Annotated in this window: 15 protein-coding genes and 1 tRNA gene; 11 read left to right on the top strand and 5 right to left on the bottom strand. The window is 69.0% G+C overall.

Features of this window, described 5'->3' with window-relative positions:
• The first annotated feature begins 45 nt into the window (after nucleotides 1-45).
• The 7 genes from OXN85_14945 (at nucleotide 46) to OXN85_14915 (ending at nucleotide 7,521) form a co-directional block, all read left to right on the top strand.
• Nucleotides 46-1,635 carry an AMP-binding protein gene (locus OXN85_14945; protein MCY3601261.1) on the top strand — a complete coding sequence of 530 codons (1,590 nt, stop codon included), beginning with the start codon at nucleotides 46-48 and terminating at the stop codon, nucleotides 1,633-1,635.
• Nucleotides 1,632-2,102: a PaaI family thioesterase gene (locus tag OXN85_14940; GenBank protein MCY3601260.1), complete on the top strand. Its 471-nt coding sequence runs from the start codon at nucleotides 1,632-1,634 to the stop codon at nucleotides 2,100-2,102. Before OXN85_14945 ends, OXN85_14940 begins: the two co-directional genes overlap by 4 nt.
• A complete protein-coding gene (locus OXN85_14935; protein ID MCY3601259.1) occupies nucleotides 2,089-4,086 on the top strand; it encodes an amidase family protein in 1,998 nt (665 codons plus the stop codon). Before OXN85_14940 ends, OXN85_14935 begins: the two co-directional genes overlap by 14 nt.
• A 276-nt stretch (nucleotides 4,087-4,362) precedes the next feature.
• Nucleotides 4,363-5,289, top strand: a complete 927-nt coding sequence (locus OXN85_14930; protein ID MCY3601258.1) for a hypothetical protein — start codon at nucleotides 4,363-4,365, stop codon at nucleotides 5,287-5,289.
• A 118-nt stretch (nucleotides 5,290-5,407) separates the two neighbouring features.
• A complete protein-coding gene (locus OXN85_14925) occupies nucleotides 5,408-5,791 on the top strand; it encodes a hypothetical protein (GenBank protein ID MCY3601257.1) in 384 nt (127 codons plus the stop codon).
• Nucleotides 5,792-5,908: 117 nt separating this feature from the next.
• Nucleotides 5,909-6,295, top strand: a complete 387-nt coding sequence (locus OXN85_14920; GenBank protein ID MCY3601256.1) for a BlaI/MecI/CopY family transcriptional regulator — start codon at nucleotides 5,909-5,911, stop codon at nucleotides 6,293-6,295.
• Complete coding sequence (locus OXN85_14915) at nucleotides 6,292-7,521, top strand: M56 family metallopeptidase (protein MCY3601255.1); 1,230 nt, start codon at nucleotides 6,292-6,294, stop codon at nucleotides 7,519-7,521. The genes OXN85_14920 and OXN85_14915 overlap by 4 nt, the downstream gene beginning before the upstream one ends.
• A 54-nt stretch (nucleotides 7,522-7,575) precedes the next feature.
• Here OXN85_14915 and OXN85_14910 read toward each other — a convergent pair whose 3' ends face one another.
• A complete protein-coding gene (locus OXN85_14910; GenBank protein MCY3601254.1) occupies nucleotides 7,576-8,802 on the bottom strand; it encodes an FAD-binding oxidoreductase in 1,227 nt (408 codons plus the stop codon).
• Between the two features lie 15 nt (nucleotides 8,803-8,817).
• Nucleotides 8,818-8,970, bottom strand: a complete 153-nt coding sequence (locus OXN85_14905; GenBank protein MCY3601253.1) for a hypothetical protein — start codon at nucleotides 8,968-8,970, stop codon at nucleotides 8,818-8,820.
• A 127-nt stretch (nucleotides 8,971-9,097) separates the two neighbouring features.
• Between OXN85_14905 and OXN85_14900 the strand changes: the two genes are divergently transcribed.
• From OXN85_14900 to dut, 3 genes are all read left to right on the top strand, one after another.
• Nucleotides 9,098-10,381 (top strand): hypothetical protein, encoded by a 1,284-nt coding sequence (locus OXN85_14900; protein ID MCY3601252.1) that lies wholly within the window; start codon nucleotides 9,098-9,100, stop codon nucleotides 10,379-10,381.
• 101 nt (nucleotides 10,382-10,482) lie between these two features.
• Nucleotides 10,483-11,037, top strand: coding sequence for an NAD(P)H-dependent oxidoreductase (locus tag OXN85_14895; protein MCY3601251.1), 555 nt, complete (start codon nucleotides 10,483-10,485; stop codon nucleotides 11,035-11,037).
• Nucleotides 11,038-11,063: 26 nt separating this feature from the next.
• Nucleotides 11,064-11,594: a dUTP diphosphatase gene (gene dut / locus OXN85_14890; GenBank protein ID MCY3601250.1), complete on the top strand. Its 531-nt coding sequence runs from the start codon at nucleotides 11,064-11,066 to the stop codon at nucleotides 11,592-11,594.
• A 153-nt stretch (nucleotides 11,595-11,747) separates the two neighbouring features.
• Here the strand turns inward: dut and OXN85_14885 are convergent, their stop codons facing one another.
• Nucleotides 11,748-12,395, bottom strand: coding sequence for a hypothetical protein (locus tag OXN85_14885; protein ID MCY3601249.1), 648 nt, complete (start codon nucleotides 12,393-12,395; stop codon nucleotides 11,748-11,750).
• A 103-nt stretch (nucleotides 12,396-12,498) separates the two neighbouring features.
• Between OXN85_14885 and OXN85_14880 the strand changes: the two genes are divergently transcribed.
• A tRNA-Leu gene (locus OXN85_14880) sits at nucleotides 12,499-12,583 on the top strand.
• 97 nt (nucleotides 12,584-12,680) lie between these two features.
• Here the strand turns inward: OXN85_14880 and OXN85_14875 are convergent.
• Together OXN85_14875 and OXN85_14870 are read right to left on the bottom strand one after the other, a co-directional pair.
• A complete protein-coding gene (locus tag OXN85_14875) occupies nucleotides 12,681-15,614 on the bottom strand; it encodes a TonB-dependent receptor (GenBank protein MCY3601248.1) in 2,934 nt (977 codons plus the stop codon).
• Between the two features lie 74 nt (nucleotides 15,615-15,688).
• Complete coding sequence (locus OXN85_14870) at nucleotides 15,689-17,731, bottom strand: serine hydrolase (GenBank protein MCY3601247.1); 2,043 nt, start codon at nucleotides 17,729-17,731, stop codon at nucleotides 15,689-15,691.
• Nucleotides 17,732-17,789 lie beyond the last annotated feature (58 nt).

The raw sequence follows: 17,789 nt of genomic DNA, 5'->3' as shown, positions 1-17,789 counted from the left end.
GCGGCCGCCTTGCCGCACCGCCGCCGATACGCCGATCTTCCCGCGATGATCTTCCAGAGCCCCCACCCCCCGATCGCCGTCCCGGAGCAGTCCTTCTCCGACTATCTTCTGGGTTCCCTTGAGGATCGCCGGGACAAACCCGCGTTCATCGAAGGACCGAGCGGCCGGGCGGTGACCTACGGTCAACTCCGGGATCAGGCGCGCGCCGCGGCGCGGGGCCTCGCGGCCCGCGGACTGGGGCGGGGAGGCGTGGTCGCCATCTGCAGCCCGAACCTGCCCGAGTACGCGACGGCCTTCCTCGCGGCCGGCATGGCCGGCGGCTGCAGCACGACGCTCAACCCTCTCAGCACGGATGACGAACTCGTCTCCCAGCTGAACGATTCCGGCGCCCGCTGGTTCATCACCGTCCCCCCGCTTCTGGAGAGGGCGCGAGCGGTCGCGGCACGGACGGGCATCGAAGAGATCTTCGTGTTCGGCGAGGCGGAGGGCGCGACCGCCTTCGCCGACCTCATCGCAGACGGGCTGAAGGATGGGATTCCGACCGATCTGGAACCGGCGGGCATCCTCAATCCCGCCGAGGACCTTCTCACGCTCCCGTATTCGAGCGGGACGACGGGCGTTTCGAAGGGCGTGATGCTCACGCACCGGAACCTCGTCGCGAACATCGAGCAGTTCAGCGCCATCGGCCTTGTGGACGCCGACGACGTCGTGCTCGCCGTCCTCCCCTTCTTCCACATCTACGGGATGGTCGTCGTCATGAGCGGCGCCCTGAAGGCGGGCGCGACCGTCGTCACGATGCCCCGCTTCGATCTCGAGGAGTTCCTGGGCGCGATTCAGCATTACCGGGCGACGTGTCTCTACCTCGTGCCGCCGATCGTGCTCGGCCTCGCCAAGCACCCCGCGGTCGACGGCTACGACCTCTCGTCCGTGAACTGGATCATGTCCGGGGCGGCCCCGTTGGGAGAGGAGATCGCCCTCGCCTGCCAGGAACGGATCGGGTGTCGCGTGTTCCAGGGTTACGGCCTCACCGAGGCGAGTCCGGTGACGCACGTCTGTTTCGGGGAGAGCGTCGATGCGGAGAAGATCGGGACGATCGGGCCGACGATCCCGAGCACCGAGATGATGATCGTCGATCTCGAGTCGGGGGAGGCGCGGGGACCCGGCGGGGAAGGGGAGGTGTGGATCCGCGGTCCCCAGGTGATGAAGGGCTATCTCAACAATCCGGAGGCCACGGCGAGCACGCTGGACGCCGAGGGCTGGCTCCATACGGGTGACGTGGGGCGCGCGGACGAAGACGGGTATGTGACGATCGTCGACCGGGCCAAGGAGCTCATCAAGTACAAGGGATACCAGGTGGCTCCGGCCGAACTCGAGGACCTCCTCCTCTCGCATCCGGCCGTGGCCGATGTCGCCGTCATTCCGGTGGCGGATGAGGAGGCGGGGGAGATCCCGAAGGCGTGCGTCGTGCGGGCGGGAGACGTGAGCGGCGAGGAAATCATGCGGTACGTGGCGGAGCGCGTGGCGCCGCAGAAGAAGATCCGCGCCGTGGAGTTCCTCGAAGAGATCCCGAAATCAGCATCGGGCAAGATCCTCCGGAGGTTCCTCGTGGAGCGCGAGCGGGCCGCGGCGCGGTGAGCGAGGCGCTGCAGGACAGGTATGTGCCCGAGTCGATCTGTTTCGGCTGCGGCCCGGCGAATCCGGACGGGCTCCGGCTACGCAGCTTCCCCGCCGGGGACGACGGTCACGAGGTGGTGGCCGAATGGACGCCCGGGCCGAATCACCGGTCGTTCCCGGGCATCCTCAACGGAGGCATCATCGGGACGCTGCTCGACTGCCAGTGCAACTGGTGCGCCGCGCACTACTTCATGCGCACGCGCGGCCTGGACCATCCGCCCGTCACCGTGACGGCCGAATACACGGTCCGGCTCCGGAAGCCGACGCCCTCCGACGCTCCGGTGCAACTCCGGGCGCGGATCGCCGAGGCGGGCGAGCGCAAGGTCGTGGTCGAAGCCGAACTGCTGTCTGGGGGCGAGTGTACGGCCACCTGCTCAGGGACGTTCGTGGCCATCGGGGAAGGACATCTGGCACATGGAACCCGCTAACCTCGTCGCCCGGGGCCGCATCGTCCCCGGCCTCGCTGTCCGCCGCCTCATCACCCGCCGCCTCATCACCCGCCGCCTCGCGTGGGGTCTCGTGTTGGCGGCGGGAGTCCCGTCCGCGGCACGACTCTCCGCCCAGACGGCGGACGCCGCCGGGTCGGCGCCGTTCGAGGTATGGGAGGCTTCGATCCCCGAGCTCCAGGCGGCGCTCGAGTCGGGCCGGGCGAGCTCGGTCGGCCTGGTGGACGCCTACTTCGCCCGGATCGCGGCGTACGACCGGGCGGGGCCGACGCTCAACGCGATCATCCGCCTCCATCCCACGGCGAGGGAACAGGCGCGGCGGCTCGACGCAGAGCGCGCAGCGGGGCGGGTGAGAGGGCCTTTGCATGGGATTCCCATCCTCCTCAAGGACAACTACGACACCTTCGACATGCCCACGGCCGGGTCGACGGTGGCGCTCGCGGGGTGGACGCCGGCGGACGACGCCTTCCAGGTGCGTAAGCTGCGCGAGGCGGGGGCGATCATCCTCGCCAAGACGAACATGCACGAGCTGGCGGCGGGGATCACGAGCATCAGTTCGCTCGGCGGGCAGACGCGGAACCCGTACGATCCGGCGAGGAACCCCGGCGGCTCCTCCGGCGGAACGGGCGCCGCGGTGGCGGCGAGCTTCGGCGCCGTGGGATGGGGGTCGGACACGTGCGGATCGATCCGCATCCCGTCGTCGGTCCACAACCTCGTCGGGCTGCGGCCGACGAAGGGGCTGTCGAGCATTGACGGGCTCATCCCCCTGTCGCATACGCAGGATACGGGCGGGCCGCTGGCGCGCTCCGTCATGGACCTCGCGATCGCCCTCGACGCGACGGTCGGCGCGGACGCGGCGGATCCGGCCACGGAGGCGATGCGCGGCCGAGAGCCCATCGGTTTCCGAGTCGCGCTCGACGCGGGGTCGCTGGCGGGGGCGCGCATCGGGGCCCTGACGGAGTGGCTGTCGGATTCGGGCGCGGAAGCTCCGGTCACGGCGACCGTTCGCGCCGCCCTCGACGCGATGGCCGCGGCGGGGGCGGAGATCGTCGACGTCGAGATCCCCGAGCAGGATTCGCTGCTCGCGAATACGGGCGTGATCGGGCACGAATTCGCGGTGGATCTCGCCGAATACCTGGCGGCGCCCGGTGGCGCACCGGTGGCGTCGCTCGGGGAGATCGTGGAACTCGGACTGCACCACGAGCAGCTCGACGGCACCTTCCGGCGGCGCAGCGAGGCGGGCCCGCGCGACGAGGCGGCCTATGCCGAGACGCTGGAGCGGCAGGCCGCGCTGCGGGAAGCGATCGTGGCGTTCATGGACGCGGAGCGGCTCGACGCGATCGCCTACCCGACGCTGCGGCGCGACCCCGCGCGGATCGGCTCACCGCCGGTCGGAGGAACGTGCCAGCTGGCCGCGCACAGCGGGCTCCCGGCGGTCAGCGCGCCCGCGGGCTTCACGCGGACCGGGATGCCGACCGGCGTCGAGCTGATCGGCCGCCCGTTCGACGATGCGCGCCTGGTCTCGTTCGCGTACGCGCTCGAACGGGCGATCGAGCCGCGCCGCGCGCCCCGCCGCACGCCCCCGCTCGTGGACGGCCGCGCGCCGGAACCGCTCCGCTTCAGCGTCGCCGGAGACGGCGGATGGGCCGGGCGGCCCGCCGCCCCTCGGCTCCACGGCAGCTTCAGCCTCGACCTGCCGCGCGGCACGCTGCGCTACGTCATCTCCACGTCCGGCCTCGGGTCGGCGGACGCCCACGCGATCGTGCTCCAGCGCCGGGGCAGCGGGACGCGGCCGAACGCGGTCGTGCGACGTCTCTCCGGCCCGGGCCACACGTCGGCCGAGGGCACCCTGACCCTGAGCGCCGCCGACATGGACGATCTGCTCGCGGGGCGGTTCGAACTCGCCCTCTATACGGCCGACCGCCCGCGCGGCGCGGTCCGGCTCGTCCTCTCGCCGGAGGGCTAACTCCAGACAACCATGGAAAGGGGTTGGCGCCCCCTCTGCCGGCTCAAGCCAATTCAAAATCCGATGTTCGATTGGCTTAACCCCTTCGCAGCGACACCCAACACATCCCACCCGCATCGAGGCCTGGGCCGAAGGCGTTCCCGGGCTGCCTGCATCCGAGAGCCTTGTGCGCCACATGGAACTCATCTAGACTACCGGAGTAGTTGACTATTGTGGTAGTCAATCAAGCGGGCGAACCAGTCCCGCACGAACCGGGAAACGCGGAAAGGGAATCTGGTGATGAAGATCGCGATCGTATCGCTGATGCTGCTCGGCGCCGCGGGAGCAGGAGTGCCCGCGCTGTTGAGTGGCGGGGGGGACGAGGCGCCCCCTGTGCAGGAGGGGCAGGAAGGGCAGACACGGCAGGCCATCGGGAACAGCGCGGACGCGGATGCGCTCTATGGCATGGTGAAACAGGCTCGCGCCGCGCTCCGCGAGACGCGCGTGCTCGCGGGGCTCAGCCCCCATCCGGCCGGCCCACAGGCCGGTTCGCCGGCAAACCGGGAAGGCCGCGAGGGCCGGGAAGGTCGCGAGGGCCGCGGCGAGCACGGTGGCCGCGAAGGTCGTGGCGAGCACGCAGGCGGGGAAGGTGGTGGCGAGCACGCAGGGCGAGAGGGCGGCGAAGGGGGCGAGGAAGGCGGCGCCTACCTCGCGAAGGTGACGGGGCAGGACGAGGTCTTCGCGAACGGTGCTCGCCTCGTCCTTCAGTTCAACCCCAACACGCAGGTCTTCGCGGGTTCGGTGACGAACACGACGGCCACGACCCTGTCGCAGGTGCGCGTCGAGATCCACCTGGACAACGGCACGGAACTCGGTCCGACGAAGCGCATCGACGTGAGACCGGGTCAGACGGTTCCCGTCGAGCTCGGGACGTTCGGCGAAGAATTCAGTTCCTGGGTCAGCCATCCCGAAGCCGGTGTCGAGCAAGGCCACGGCACTGGAGGTGAAGAGGGTGGCGAAGGGCACGGCGGCCGCGAGGGCGGCGGCGAGCACGGCGGTCGGGAGGGCGGCGGCGAGCACGGGAGCCGTGAAAGCGGTGGCGAAGCTCGCGGCGATGGAGCCCGTCCGCAGGACGCTGCCTACCGTCCGCTGTACAACCAGCTCCGGATCCTGCGCGGCGAGCTGCACGCGTTGGAAGCCGAGTTGAAGGCGAGGTCGCGGTAGCCTCGCATCCGTCTCCGCCGGGTCCGCCGAGTGACCCGCGTCATGGTTGGCGCGTCAAACCGGGCACGGCGAAGAAGCACCCTTTGTGGGATCGAACATCGAACAGACGAGGATCAAAATGAAGCTGCAGAGAATCCTGACGATGGCCGTGGTCATGGCCGCCACTCTCGCCGCCGCCGGATGCGGCAACAGCTCAACGGAGCCGGGCGAGAGCGGCACGCAATACCAACTGTCGGATACCGCGAGGGAGAGCCGCGCGGGCGTCGATCTCGTCCTTCGCTACGACCAGCCGAACGAGACCTTCACCGGTACGCTCACGAACACGACCGGCGCGGCCGTGGCGGACGTGCGGATCGAAATCCACCTGTCGAACGGGGTCGAACTGGGCCCGACGCCCCGGATCGTGATCGGGGCGGGTGAAACGAATCCGGTCGAACTCGACGCCCGGGGTCAGAGCTTCACGGCGTTCAGCGTCCACATCGAGATCGGACCGGGAAGCTGAGACCGCAGGCGGTTGCCTCGCGATCCATCGACCCCGGGAACCCTTGTCGGGATCCGGGGTCGATGGATATGACTATCTCGGTAACCGCCGCCAGGTCCCAATGCGGAAGGGCCAGCCATGAAACGGAAACGTCGACTCGGAGACCTGCAGCTCGCGATCATGCGCGTACTGTGGGAGCGCGGTGAAGCGCCGGCGATCGAGGTCCACAGGGCTCTCTTCGAGGAGCGCGGTCTTGCCGTCACGACGATCAAGACGATGCTGCGCAAGCTCGAGGAGTACGGGTGCGTGAGTCACCGACTGAACGGCCGGCAGTTCATCTACCGGCCCGCGATCGCCGAGACGGATGTTCGCGACGGGATGGTCGGTGATCTCGTGCAGCGCCTGTTCTCCGGCGACAGCGCGGCGCTGGTCAACCACCTGATCGAATCCGGCGAGGTCGACGTCGAGGATCTCGATGATCTCAGGGCCCTCGTCGCCGCGAAACGGAAGGGTGGAGCGCGATGAACGGCGTGATGGCGTGGCTGCTCGCGTTCCTCGTGCATAGCACGCTGTGGTGCGGCGCCGCCTGGCTCGGTCTGCGCCTCTTCCCCCGGACGCATCCGCGTCTGAAGGAAACGATCTGGTGCACGGCGCTCGCCGCGAGTCTCATCACGCCGACGACCCGGGCGTTCGTCTCGCCGGAGGCGGCGATCTGGCGGCTTCCGGCGCCTGCCTTCGTCAGCGGCGCGGAGCGACCCGACGCTGAGGGCGAACAGGGTGAGCACGGCGGTGGTGCGGTCGTCGCGCCGATCCCCCTGCGCGCGGGCGTTGAGTTCCGCGGCTCAGGCGAAGCGGCCCACGGCGACCGCGAGCCGGCCCACAGCGATGCCGCGATCAGCCCGGGCTGGTCCCGGCCCGCCGGCGCCGCGTGGCTCATTCTCGCGAGCGGCCTGCTCGCCCTCTACCTCCTTCGGCTGGCGATGCTCCGGCGCCGCCTCCTCCATCGCGAGCCGGTGGCGGATACGCGGGCTTCCCGTGCGCTGGCGTCGCTCAGCCGCAGAGCGGCGTTGGACTCGCCGCCGCGCCTGACGGAGTGCCACGCGCTCGGTTCGCCGCTGGCGCTCGGCGTGGGACCCCGTCGCGAAATCTGTGTGCCGGTTCGCGCCTTTCACGAACTGGACGATGGCGAACTCACTGCGCTTCTGGGCCACGAGGTCGCGCACCACCGGCGCCACGACACGGTCCGGCTGGGGATCCTGAACGTCGTGCAGGCGATCTTCTTCTTTCAGCCTCTCATCCGGCTTGCGGTGCGTGAGGTACGCCTCGCCACCGAGGAGCAGTGTGACGACTGGGCGGCGAGCCAGCTCGAAGACCGTTTCGCCATGGCGAGTTGCCTGACCGAAGTGGCCGGGTGGGTCGTCCCGCGCGATCGGAGCATCCCCGTACCCTGCATCGGTCGGCGCCGCTCACAACTGGAACGGCGTGTTCGGCGCCTGCTGAACGAACGCGGTTCGCCGCAGCCGCCCGCGGGCGGCTGGCGAGGCATGAGCGTCGTCGGCCTCCTTGCGCTTGCCCCCCTGCTCGCTCCCGCCGTGGCTCCCTCCGGAGACCTTCCCCACGAAGACGGGCGCGCTTCCGAGCACCTGCAACCGCGGGAACACGAGGGAGTGCGGGGCCATGAAGGCGAGCGGTACGCGCCTGAACACTTGCCGGTGCCGTACCGATACCGCGAACACCGAGAGCATCGCTAGCGTTCCTCGCGCCGCTCGAACGCAGCGAGGCTCTTGGCACGGACCGCCAAGCCGCTACGAGATGGATCCGCTGCCGTAGGCCCCGAGGAGCAGCGCTTCTTCGCTGAAGCGTTCCGGGCGGTACGGGGCGAGGTCGACGTCGGGCGTCTGCCCCAACAGGGATTGCGCCACGCAGCGCCCGATGGCCGGGGCTAGCTTGAACCCGTGCCCCGAGAAGCCGTACGCGAGGTACAGACCGGGCAGGCCGGGCGCGGGACCCAACACGGGATTCCAGTCCGGCGTAATGTCGTAGGGCCCCACCCACGAATCCGTGAGACGCGCCCCCTCGAAGGCCGGCATGCGGGCTCCGATCTGCGCCCGCTGCAGGGAGACGAGGTCGCGCGGAGCGGCGGGGGGCATGCGGTCGGGATCTCCCAGCGGGTCTCCGAAATCTCCGGTCCCCACGAGCACGACACCGCCATCGGAGGGTCGAAAATACATCTTGTTATCGACGGTAAGATCCTTTACAACAGGAATTTCAGGACCATACGACGACGGGCCGCCGAACGTCAGCACGACGTGTCGCGACACCTCTAATCGGAGGGCTTCGACGGCATCGTCCGATAGACCGGAGTCACTGTAGAGACCGCGAGTCCAGGGCCCCACCGCACTCACGACACACCCGGCCTCCACCGTCCCGTCGGGCGTGGCCACGCCCGTCACGCGACCGGCCGCGGGATGGCCGCCCTCCGGCGCGACGCGCAGCCGCTCCACCGGCGTGTGCTCGAACACCGCGACCCCGCGCCGCCGGGCGGCCGTGACATACCCGCGGGTTGTGGCGACCGGATCCGCGTAGCCGGACGCGGGTTCCCAGCCGATCGCTGCCACGTCCTCCACTTCGAGCCGCGGGTGCAGCTCGCGCGCCTCCGCCCGGTCGATGGGCCACGTGTCCGCGCCCAGCTTCCGCTGGCGGGCCAGATTGTCGGCCAGCCGGTCGGCGAACGCCCCGGGCCCCGCGAGGATGAGATAGCCCGAGTTCACGAAGCCGCACGCCACGTCGTCTTCGCCGAGCGCCTCCCGGAAACCGCGGAACACGTCGAGACTCCGGAGCGTGAGTGCGGTGTTGCTCGCTACCGAGTAGTGGCTGCGGATGATCGCGCACGACCGGCGGGTGCCCCCGCTGCAGATCTCTCCCCGGTCGAAGAGGGCCACGGAGGCGCCCGACAGCTCCGCCAGGTGGAAGGCGATGGAGGCGCCGATGACGCCCCCGCCCGCGATCGCGAAGTCGTAGCCGCTCCGCACCGAGCCGCCTTCGTCTCAGCGGGCCGTCACGCCGGGGAGGCCCTCCGGTTCGTCATCCCACCACCTCTGAGAGACGGCCCCGCCCGCCGTGGCGAGCATGAGCCCGAGACAGAGGGGCAGGGAGTAGACCCCGCGAGCGGCGTGTAGCAGGATAGGACGCTCGTTCATCGGTCGGCCTCCTCGTGACCTCGTGGTGGCTGGCTGTACCGGACCGGAAACGGACAGTTCTGCATCGATGCATACACGGCATACATCAAGGCACGAAAGACCCCGCGCCCGCCGCCGGACCTCCGCGATGGCTGCTGCGGTCTGCCTTTGGGCCGGATTCGCGAGCGGCGCCGGGAACGCCACAGCGCAGCCGGTCGTCGAGTTGCCGCTCGAAGATCGCCTCCTGACCGCCGATTTCACGGAGGTCTACCGCGTCGGAAACGGAGACAGGGAGTGGGAGCTTTTTTCTTACGTCTCCGCGGTGAGCTTTGACGCGCGCGGCAACCTGCACATCTCGGATCTGGTCGGTGACGAGCTTCGCGTCGTGGTCGTCGACCCCTCCGGAAGCCTCGTCGCGGCGTTCGGGCGCAGGGGTGACGGCCCAGGCGAGTTCCGCGAGGCGAATCAGGCCTTCGCTCTCGCCGACGGACGTACGGTCGTCCCGGACAAGGGACATTTTGCGTACCACGTCTTCGGTCCGGATGGGGAGTTCGAACGCATGGTCCGCTTCCCCGGCGTGGGCCCGCGCCACGATCTGCCGGCCGGCCTGACGCCAGCGGCGAACCCCCGAGTCCGCAAGGCGGACCGAGAAGGAACCCTCCTCTCGCGCGTCACTTTCGTGTGGGACGTGCAGCGGCAAGACAATACGACGGAGGGCCGGGTCTCCATCGAACCCGGACCCCGGGAGGTGGCCCGAGTGGAGTTTGAGGGAGAGGAGGCCCGCGAGGTGCCCCTCATCCGGGCCTCCGGCAGTCCGGACGACCGGGTGAAGTTCCATTTCGCCCCACTTCCGAACGGACGCGTAGCGTTTTCGGATTCCACCGCATATGCAGTTCGGATCGTCGAGCCCGCCGGCAACGTCGGTCGGATTCTCACCCGCCCGTTTCCGGCACGACCCTGGGACGAGCGCAATCGGAGGGCCTTCGCCAACTCCCTGCGGACTCGCCTGGAGCAGGAGTCTGCCGAGAGCCGAGACAGGGCCGAGATGCTTGGTTTGTTCGGGGGAGTCGAAGCGTTTGTAGCACGCCTGAACGACCTGGACCTTCCCGGCGAAGTCGAGATCATCGATGCCCTCGATGCGGATTGGGAAGGCAGGATATGGGTGCTCCGTACACCGGCAGACGGGTTTCCCGACCTGGATATCGTGGGGGCCTTTCAGTCCGCCGTCGGGGGGCGACCGAATACGCTGCCGCCGACTCGCCCCGGTCCGGTCGATCTGATCACCGCCGAGGGGCGGTATATCGGGACCCTTGCGGAAGCTCGGATGCCGGCTGCCTTCGGGCCGGGGGGGCTCGCCGCCTACGTGGAACTGGACGCCTTTGACGTGCCGACCGTCGTCGTGAGACGGGTGTCGGGGGCCATCCGGGAGTAACGGCGCGGGTCGGGAGTCCCGCCGCGTTCCCGCGGGAACGTCGGTGGCCTGCCGTCCCACCCGTTTGCGCGGCGTGCCGCTGCCATGCACTCTGCCGTCCCATGAATCATGTCTCCATGCTCGCCATCGCGGGCAGTTGCCGGCGGCGGTCGTTCAATCGGGCGCTTCTGCGGGCCGCCATCTCGCGGGCGCCGCAAGACGTCGAGACCCGGGATTTCGATCCTTCGCGGCTGCCGTTCTACGACGGAGACGTGGAGGCTGCGGGCGATCCGGACGAGGTCGCGGAATTCAAGGCCGCCGTTCACTCAGCGGACCTGGTGCTGCTCGTGACGCCGGAGTACAACGGAGGCCTGCCGGCCGTGCTCAAGAACGCTGTGGACTGGGGGTCGCGGCCCCCGCGTCCGCAGGCGTGGGACGGGAAGCCCGTCGCGATCATGGGGGCGACGCCGGGCCGCCTCGGGACGGCGCTGGCCCAGCGTTCCCTGCGCGAGTCGCTCGCGGGGCTGAACGCCCACGTGATGCCGCAGCCGCGGGTCCTGCTCTCGGGGGCGGGCGGCGTGTTCGACGACGATCTCGAGTTGGCGGACGAAGCGACCGGGAAACATCTCGACAGATTCATGTCCGCCGCCGCAGAATGGGCACGTCGGTTCCGCTGAACGATCAGACAGGTGGAGGAGGGGTCTTGTCCGACGCCGACGGTGCGTGCGTCATCTTCGAGAAGCTGGCGGATGATGTTCGCGTTCCGACGCGAGCCACGGAGCAGTCGGCCGGTTACGACATCCGGGCGCATCTCACGTGTGGGCCGGTCCGGGTTCATCGGGGAGCCAGCCGCGAGACCATCTCCGAGACCGCGACCTCCACCGGGAACGGCACGCCTTCGATCGTCCTCGAACCCGGCGACCGGGCGCTCGTGCCCACCGGCTTTCGCGCCCGTCTGCCCGACGGCTACGAGGCGCAGATCCGCATGCGGTCCTCGCTCGCGTGGAAGCGCGGGCTCACGGTGCCCAATGCGCCCGGTACCGTGGACGCCGACTATCCGGACGAGTGGTTCGTCCTCGTCCTCAACTCGGCGCCGCACCCCATTCGGATCGAACACGGCGAACGGATCGCCCAGGTCGTCCTGCACAGATACCGGGTCGCGCGCTGGGAGGAGGGGCCGGTGGCGATCTCGACGGACCGCGCCGGCGGGCTCGGCAGCACCGGAAAACGATAAGGAGAAGACGCGATGCCCGAACTGCAGGAATGGCTCCTCGCCATCCCCGTCCTGATCACGCTCGTCGTCATCTTCCTCGTCGAAGTCACCGGATCGTCCAGGCGCTGAAGCGCCCGGCGCCGGCGAGGAAGCTACCGCGACACCAGCTGGCAGCTAGCGGAACGGCTCGGCGCGGGGGCGCTCGAACGGTTCCGTTTCCTCCATGCGGTCGACCTCGATCGTGTCTGCGTGCGGGCAGGCGACCGAACGCGACGCGGACCCCTCGACGATGAGGTAGTCCCCGGCCGCGGCATCTCCGACGTCGCCGGCCAGCGTGTAGAAGTACCCGTCCCGATCCTCGAACGTCACACAACCGTTCTCCTGCCCGGCGATCGAGCCGGTGCGCTGAATCCGGCCCGCCTCATCCGTCACGTGGAACGGGTCGGAGAGCCCCGTGGGCGCGAAGTTCCCGTTGAAGATGATGAAGACGACCGCGCGGTCCCACGTCGCGGTCTCCGGCACGCTCACGGTGGCTCCGATCTCGCCGAACTCGCCCTGATCGCCGGTCCCGAGTTCCTCGAAGCCCGTGCCGATGGCTCCCAGGCCGACGACCACCCGCGCCTGGAGCGGGATGTTCTCGGTGTAGAGGCTGACCTCGGTGCCCGGCGGCCCGATGCGTGGCTCCATCGTCTGGATCTGGCGCAGCGAGTCGGGCGTGGCCGGGTTCGGGTGCGCCTGCGCGAACGCGGCGCCGGCGGTGAAGAGCAGGATCGGTAGCGCGACGGCGGCTGAACCGGCGCGCCGCTTCGGGAATCGGATCATCTTGGCCTCCCGGCGAAGTCCCTGGAAGTCCCTGACCCATGCTGGGCCCGCCGCCGCGTGGTTCGCAAGACGAGACGACGCTAGCTTCAGGCCCGCCGCGCGCGCCGGGGTGGCGGAATTGGCAGACGCATCGGACTTAAAATCCGAAGGGGTCCATCCCCGTGTGGGTTCGAGCCCCACCCCCGGCATTCTCCCGAACCGGAGTGAGGGGGTCGATCGCGCTCCCTCACCCCGGTCTGCGGCCGACCAGCCGGATCGCGACTGGCCAGCCGGATCACGGGTCGGCTAGAACGGGTTGAAGTCCCAGCGCATCCGGGCAAGCAGGACGCGGCCGATGGCGGGCGCCCCCACCATGCTCTGGTACGCCTGGTCGAAGACGTTCGACACGTCCACCTGGAACCAGAGGTCGTCGTACCCCGGAATACGGAAGCCGAAATTCGCGTCCAGCGTGGTGACCGCCTCGAGATCGCCCACCCACGGCCCTGAGTTGAACGGATAGCCGTTCTGCGCCCGGAAGCGCAGGCCGCCGTTGACCCCCGACTCGTCGTTCCGGTAGGTGAGCGACGCCGTCCCGCGCACCGTCGGCGAGTTAAGGGACACCTCGCTCAGGAGTTCGCCCGCGGTCTCGAAGGTGTTTCGACTGATGAAGGACAGGGATGTAGCCATCTCCAACTGGTCGCTCAGGAGGAAGCCGGCGCCCAACTCGCCCCCCATCACGTCGAACCCGCCGGCATCCTGGTATCCGAGCGCCACCGCCGCGGCGGTGCCACCGGCGCTGGTGGGAGTCACGGCCCCCAAGGGAATCTTCGCTGCCTCGGTCGCAATAAGCTGCGCCGTCCCCAAGGCTGTGGCCTCGTCCGGGAACGCCACGCCGACCCACTGTCGGAACACGCCCGCCAGGTACGTCCCCAACTGTGGGCCGTTGAGGAAGACGTGCGGGGAGATGATCCGGAGGGGCGCGATGTAGCTGTCGAAGCGGGTGAACCAGGCGTTGGCTCCGACGGACACGTTATCTCCGAACACCCCCTTGTACCCGAACTCGAACGTGTTGCGCACGGTCGGCCCCAGCGCCTCGATGTCCTGGAGAGCGGCGAGGTCGACGGCCTCGCAGAACGGGGGTGCCACGCAGCCCGGCGGCGGCGCTCCACCCCCCGCGACCTCCGTATCGAGCAGCAGCGCGAGCACGCCCACCTGATCCGCCGACGGAACGGGGATCAGGGGCGCCAGCGGAGCCAGTTGCGGATAGGCGACGCCGAGAAGATTCACCGCCGTGCTCCACAGTTGCGCCGTGGTGGAGGGCATGAACTGCCGCGGGCTCCCGCCCGCCAGTACGCTGAAGGGCGACATGTGCATCGGGATGCCGTTCGAATCCCTCATGTACATGTGTCCGTTGCCGGCGGAGCCGGTCGCGCGCAGATCGTAGAAGAATGGCGTGCCCGTGATGGGGATCGTTCCTCCCGAGATGTCCAGGAACTGGTTTGTGGACGTGGGCGTCGAGAACGCCCGGTTGAACGTCAGGCGGAACGAGTTCGAAGCATCCGGCTTGAAGACCAGCGCGGCGCGCGGCGAGAAGACGGGATCCGCAAGGTTGCTGTTGTAGTCGTACCGGAAGGCGCCCGTGAGATCGACCTTCGGGCTCAGCGCCCACTCCCACTGGAGGTAGCCGCCGACCTCCGTCGTCTGGTCGTCGTCCTCGAACTTTCCGTTGATCGTCCCCTCGCTGGCCGGGTTCGTCCCCAGGTAGTCGACCCCGTAGATGAGCCGGTGCGCCGATCCGATCCGGGACTGGTACTGGAGCTGTCCCACGAGCAGGGACGAGTTGTCGTAGATCGGACGGCCGGAGCGGAGGAGGAAGGCTTCGTCGTTCGTGTTGTAGTTGTAGAAGAGCTGCGCGAAGAGATCCCTGTGCCGGAGACGGGCCTGCCCGTAGGTGACGCCCCAGTTGGTGACGTTGGACGCGCCCAGACCCGTGAGTTCCGTCGCCTGCGCGGCGACGTTGCGCCCCGCGGCGAGAATGAGCGACGTCCCCGGAGACGGCTCGAAGTCCATGCGCGCGTCCACGCCCCAGTTCCTGTGCCCGTCGTCACGCCCCATCGCCACGTTCCGGGCCGACTGCGCCACGACGCCCTGATCCGCCGGATTCGTCAGGTCGAGTCCCGACGCGAACGGCTGGCAGGCCGGCGAGGTGAGGTCGAAGCCGGCTGCGATACAGGCCTGGCCCGCGCCCTGCACCTGCGCCTCGACGAGGTCGTTGAAGACGTATTCGGTGGCGTCGAAGTACTGGCCCGAGATCTTGAACCCGAACTTGTCGCTCGGGGCCACCGCGATGCGCCCATCGAACTGGAACAGCCCGGCGTCTTCGCCCTGGATGGGGCCGCTGCCAAGCCCCGCATCGTTGCCCTGCTGACGGAGGCCGCCGCCCACGGAGAAGCTGGCTCCCGGCGAGCGAATCGGGGATTTCGTCATGTAGTGGACGACGCCGCCCGCCGCGTTCGGTCCGTAGAGCGCCGATCCGGGCCCGAGGACGGTCTCCACCCGCTCCATGTCCAGTTCCGACGTCGGGTTGAGGTAGAAGATGTTCACCCGCAGCGAAGGCACGCGCGCGATCCGGTTGTCCGTCATGAACAGCGTGCGGCTGGAGAAGACGTTGTTGAATCCGCGCAATACGGCGGTGCGGCCGCGGATCCCCGTGCGGGCCACGTCCACGCCGGGCTGGTGCTCCACGTGTTCGATCGGAGACGTCACTTGGCGTTCTTCGAGATCGCGGGTCGAGACGACCTCCACCGCCGCCGGCGCCTCCAGCGCCTTCTCGTACGTGCGGGAGGTCGTCACCGTGAGCGGGTTCAGTTCGTAGGCCCGCTCCTCCATCGTCGTCGATACGGACGTCGACTGGCCCGCCGCGACAGTCTGCGATTCCATGACGACGGTCACCCAGCCCGGCGCGGTGAACCGAACCGAATACGAGCCGGCGGACACACCGTCGATGGCATAGGTGCCGCCCGGGCCCGTGGTGGCTTGCGCCGCCACCGCGCCCTGTGCGCCCACGACCTCAACCAGCACGGCCGCCAGGGGAGCGCCCGTGGCGTCATCCGTGACCGAGCCCGCGATTCGACCCTGCGCCCACGCGGCGCCGGGGAGAGCCCCGAACGCGATGACCGCCGCCAGAAGCAGGGTTCCCCGCCCAGCATTACGACCGAACCGAACTCCGAATCCCGTCATCGCGAACGCCTCCCGCCTTCGGTTGAAACTGCCGGCATCCCTCTGTCACAAGCTAAGCGGAACCCCGGATTCTGTCAGCGCACGCGGCCGAAGCGGACGTCGCGCGTGCGGACGTTGGAAAGGTAGAAACCGATCACCTGTCCGTTGCGGTCGCGCTCGAAGGCGAACGACAGGCCTCCGCCCGAGAATTGATCCTCTTCGCCGGGTTCGAGTTCCGCCCGGTCGAGCCGGCGCTGCTGCAGGACGAGCGTGCCATCCTCCACGGACAGGGTGTAGAACGTCTCCAGTTCCTCGCTGAAGAAGCGGCCGGCGAAGTCGGCGAGGTCGTCCGCCGTCGGTTCCCATTCCTCGGCCTCGTCACCCTCGAGGCGCGTGGCGTGGTTGTCCCCGTTCTGGTGCAGCGTGAGCCCCTCGACATCGCCCTCCGGATCCCGCAGGAAAGTGACCGAGGCCTCGACCGCGAGCAGCCGGAAGGTCGAGTCTGAGGTGGGGACGATCTCGAGTCGCTGCTGGCCCGTCGCCTGCGCGTAGAACGTGTCGTCCTCGCGCGTGAAGGTGAGGATGAAGTTCGGTGACGCGTCCAGCGAGTAGCGGCCGGCGAACTCGTCGAACGCTTCGGGGTCGTAGTCGGCGGGATCGAACTCGCCCGCATCCGCCGCATCATCCTCTTCTTCCTCCTCCATCGCGTCCTTGAAGAACGCCGCGGCCAGCTCGTACGCGACGCCGCTGTCGAACTGCGCGTGGTTGCTCTGGGTCGTGAGGCCGGCGTTGATCTCGGGGAAGTAGACGAACATCGAGCGGTGGGCGACATCCGCGCCCCCGTGGCTGATCCGCTTGAGTCCGCCCTGCTCGCCGACCGAAAGGCCGTACCCGTACCCCGTCTCGTCCCCGTCGTTGAGGACGAACGAGGTCATCATCTCGTCGATGCTCTCGCGCGTGCCGACGCGCGGGTTCGCGTAGTTCTCGGCCCACGTCTGGAGGTCCGGGACCGTGCTGTAGATCGACCCGGCGCCGACCGCCCCGCCGAGGTCTCCGATCTGGCGGTATCCGTCCGGCCCCGGCGTGTAGCCCTCGGACATGTTGGGGACGATGTGGCGCGTGGACGGGCGCACCATGGTCCCGGTCATCCCCAGCGGTCCGAACACGTTTTCCTGCATGAAGACGTGGAAGTCCTGCCCGGAGGTGCGCTCGACGATGACGGCCGCGAGGCCGAACGCCGTGTTGTTGTAGTTCCACTCGGCGCCTGGCTCGTTCTGGAGCGCGGGCTGCCGCAGCACGATGTCGATGAGTTCCGAGCGGTCGATCCAGTCTCCGTGGTCGAGGCGGCGTCCCGTCATCCGCAACAGGTTCAGGAATTCGCGCAGGCCCGACGTGTGCGTGATCAGGTGCTTAACCCGGATCGTTTGATCGAACTCCGGGAGTTCGGCGATGTGCTTTCGAATGTCGTCGTCGAGGGAGAGGAGCCCGCGCTCCGCCTGAAGCATGACCGCGAAGGCGGTGAACTGCTTCGAGGTCGAGCCGATGTTCGTCCGGGTGTCTTCCTCGAATGGGAGGTCGTAGGCGAGGTTTGCCATCCCGTAGGTCTTCGAAAAGAGCGTGCGGCCGTCGCGCCACACCCGCACCGCGCCTCCCGGAGAATGCGGCCCATCGAAGCGGGACATGATCTGGTCGGCGAGCTCCTCCGGATCCGTCGCGACGGGTTCGAGCCGCAGCAGCGTGATCTCGTAGCGCCCACCGGCCTCGGCATCGTCCCCCGCGACGAACAGTTCCAGCGTGTGCACGCCCGCGCCGGACGTTCGCCCGCCGAAGCGCTCGACGCCGACCCCCAGCCCGCCGAAGCGGCCGACCTGCGTCCCCCCGGGGTCCAGGACGCGCGCCGTCACGTCGACGGAGATCTGGTCCACCTCGCCGAGGACGAAGTCGTTCTCATCCGTCTCGATCGTGTAGCGCGCGGTGTCGCCCGCGGCGAGCGTGCCCGGCAACGTCCGGCCGACCTCGAGCGCCGTGCTTTGGGCCGCGAGCTCGGCGGCCGAAAAAAGGGCGAGAAGTCCGGCGCAGAGCGCGGAAGCGGCGGAGCCGAGCGGGCGACGGGGACGGCGAACAAGACGCATATTCATGGATAACTCCGCGGCGGGTTCGAAGCGGGTAGCGACACTCGCGCGAGAGACGGTAAGG

The organism is Candidatus Palauibacter australiensis (assembly GCA_026705295.1).
GTDB classification, from domain to species: Bacteria; Gemmatimonadota; Gemmatimonadetes; order Palauibacterales; family Palauibacteraceae; genus Palauibacter; species Palauibacter australiensis.
The sequence above is the reverse complement of the archived record's forward strand: the minus strand, read 5'-3'. Positions and strand labels throughout refer to the sequence as shown.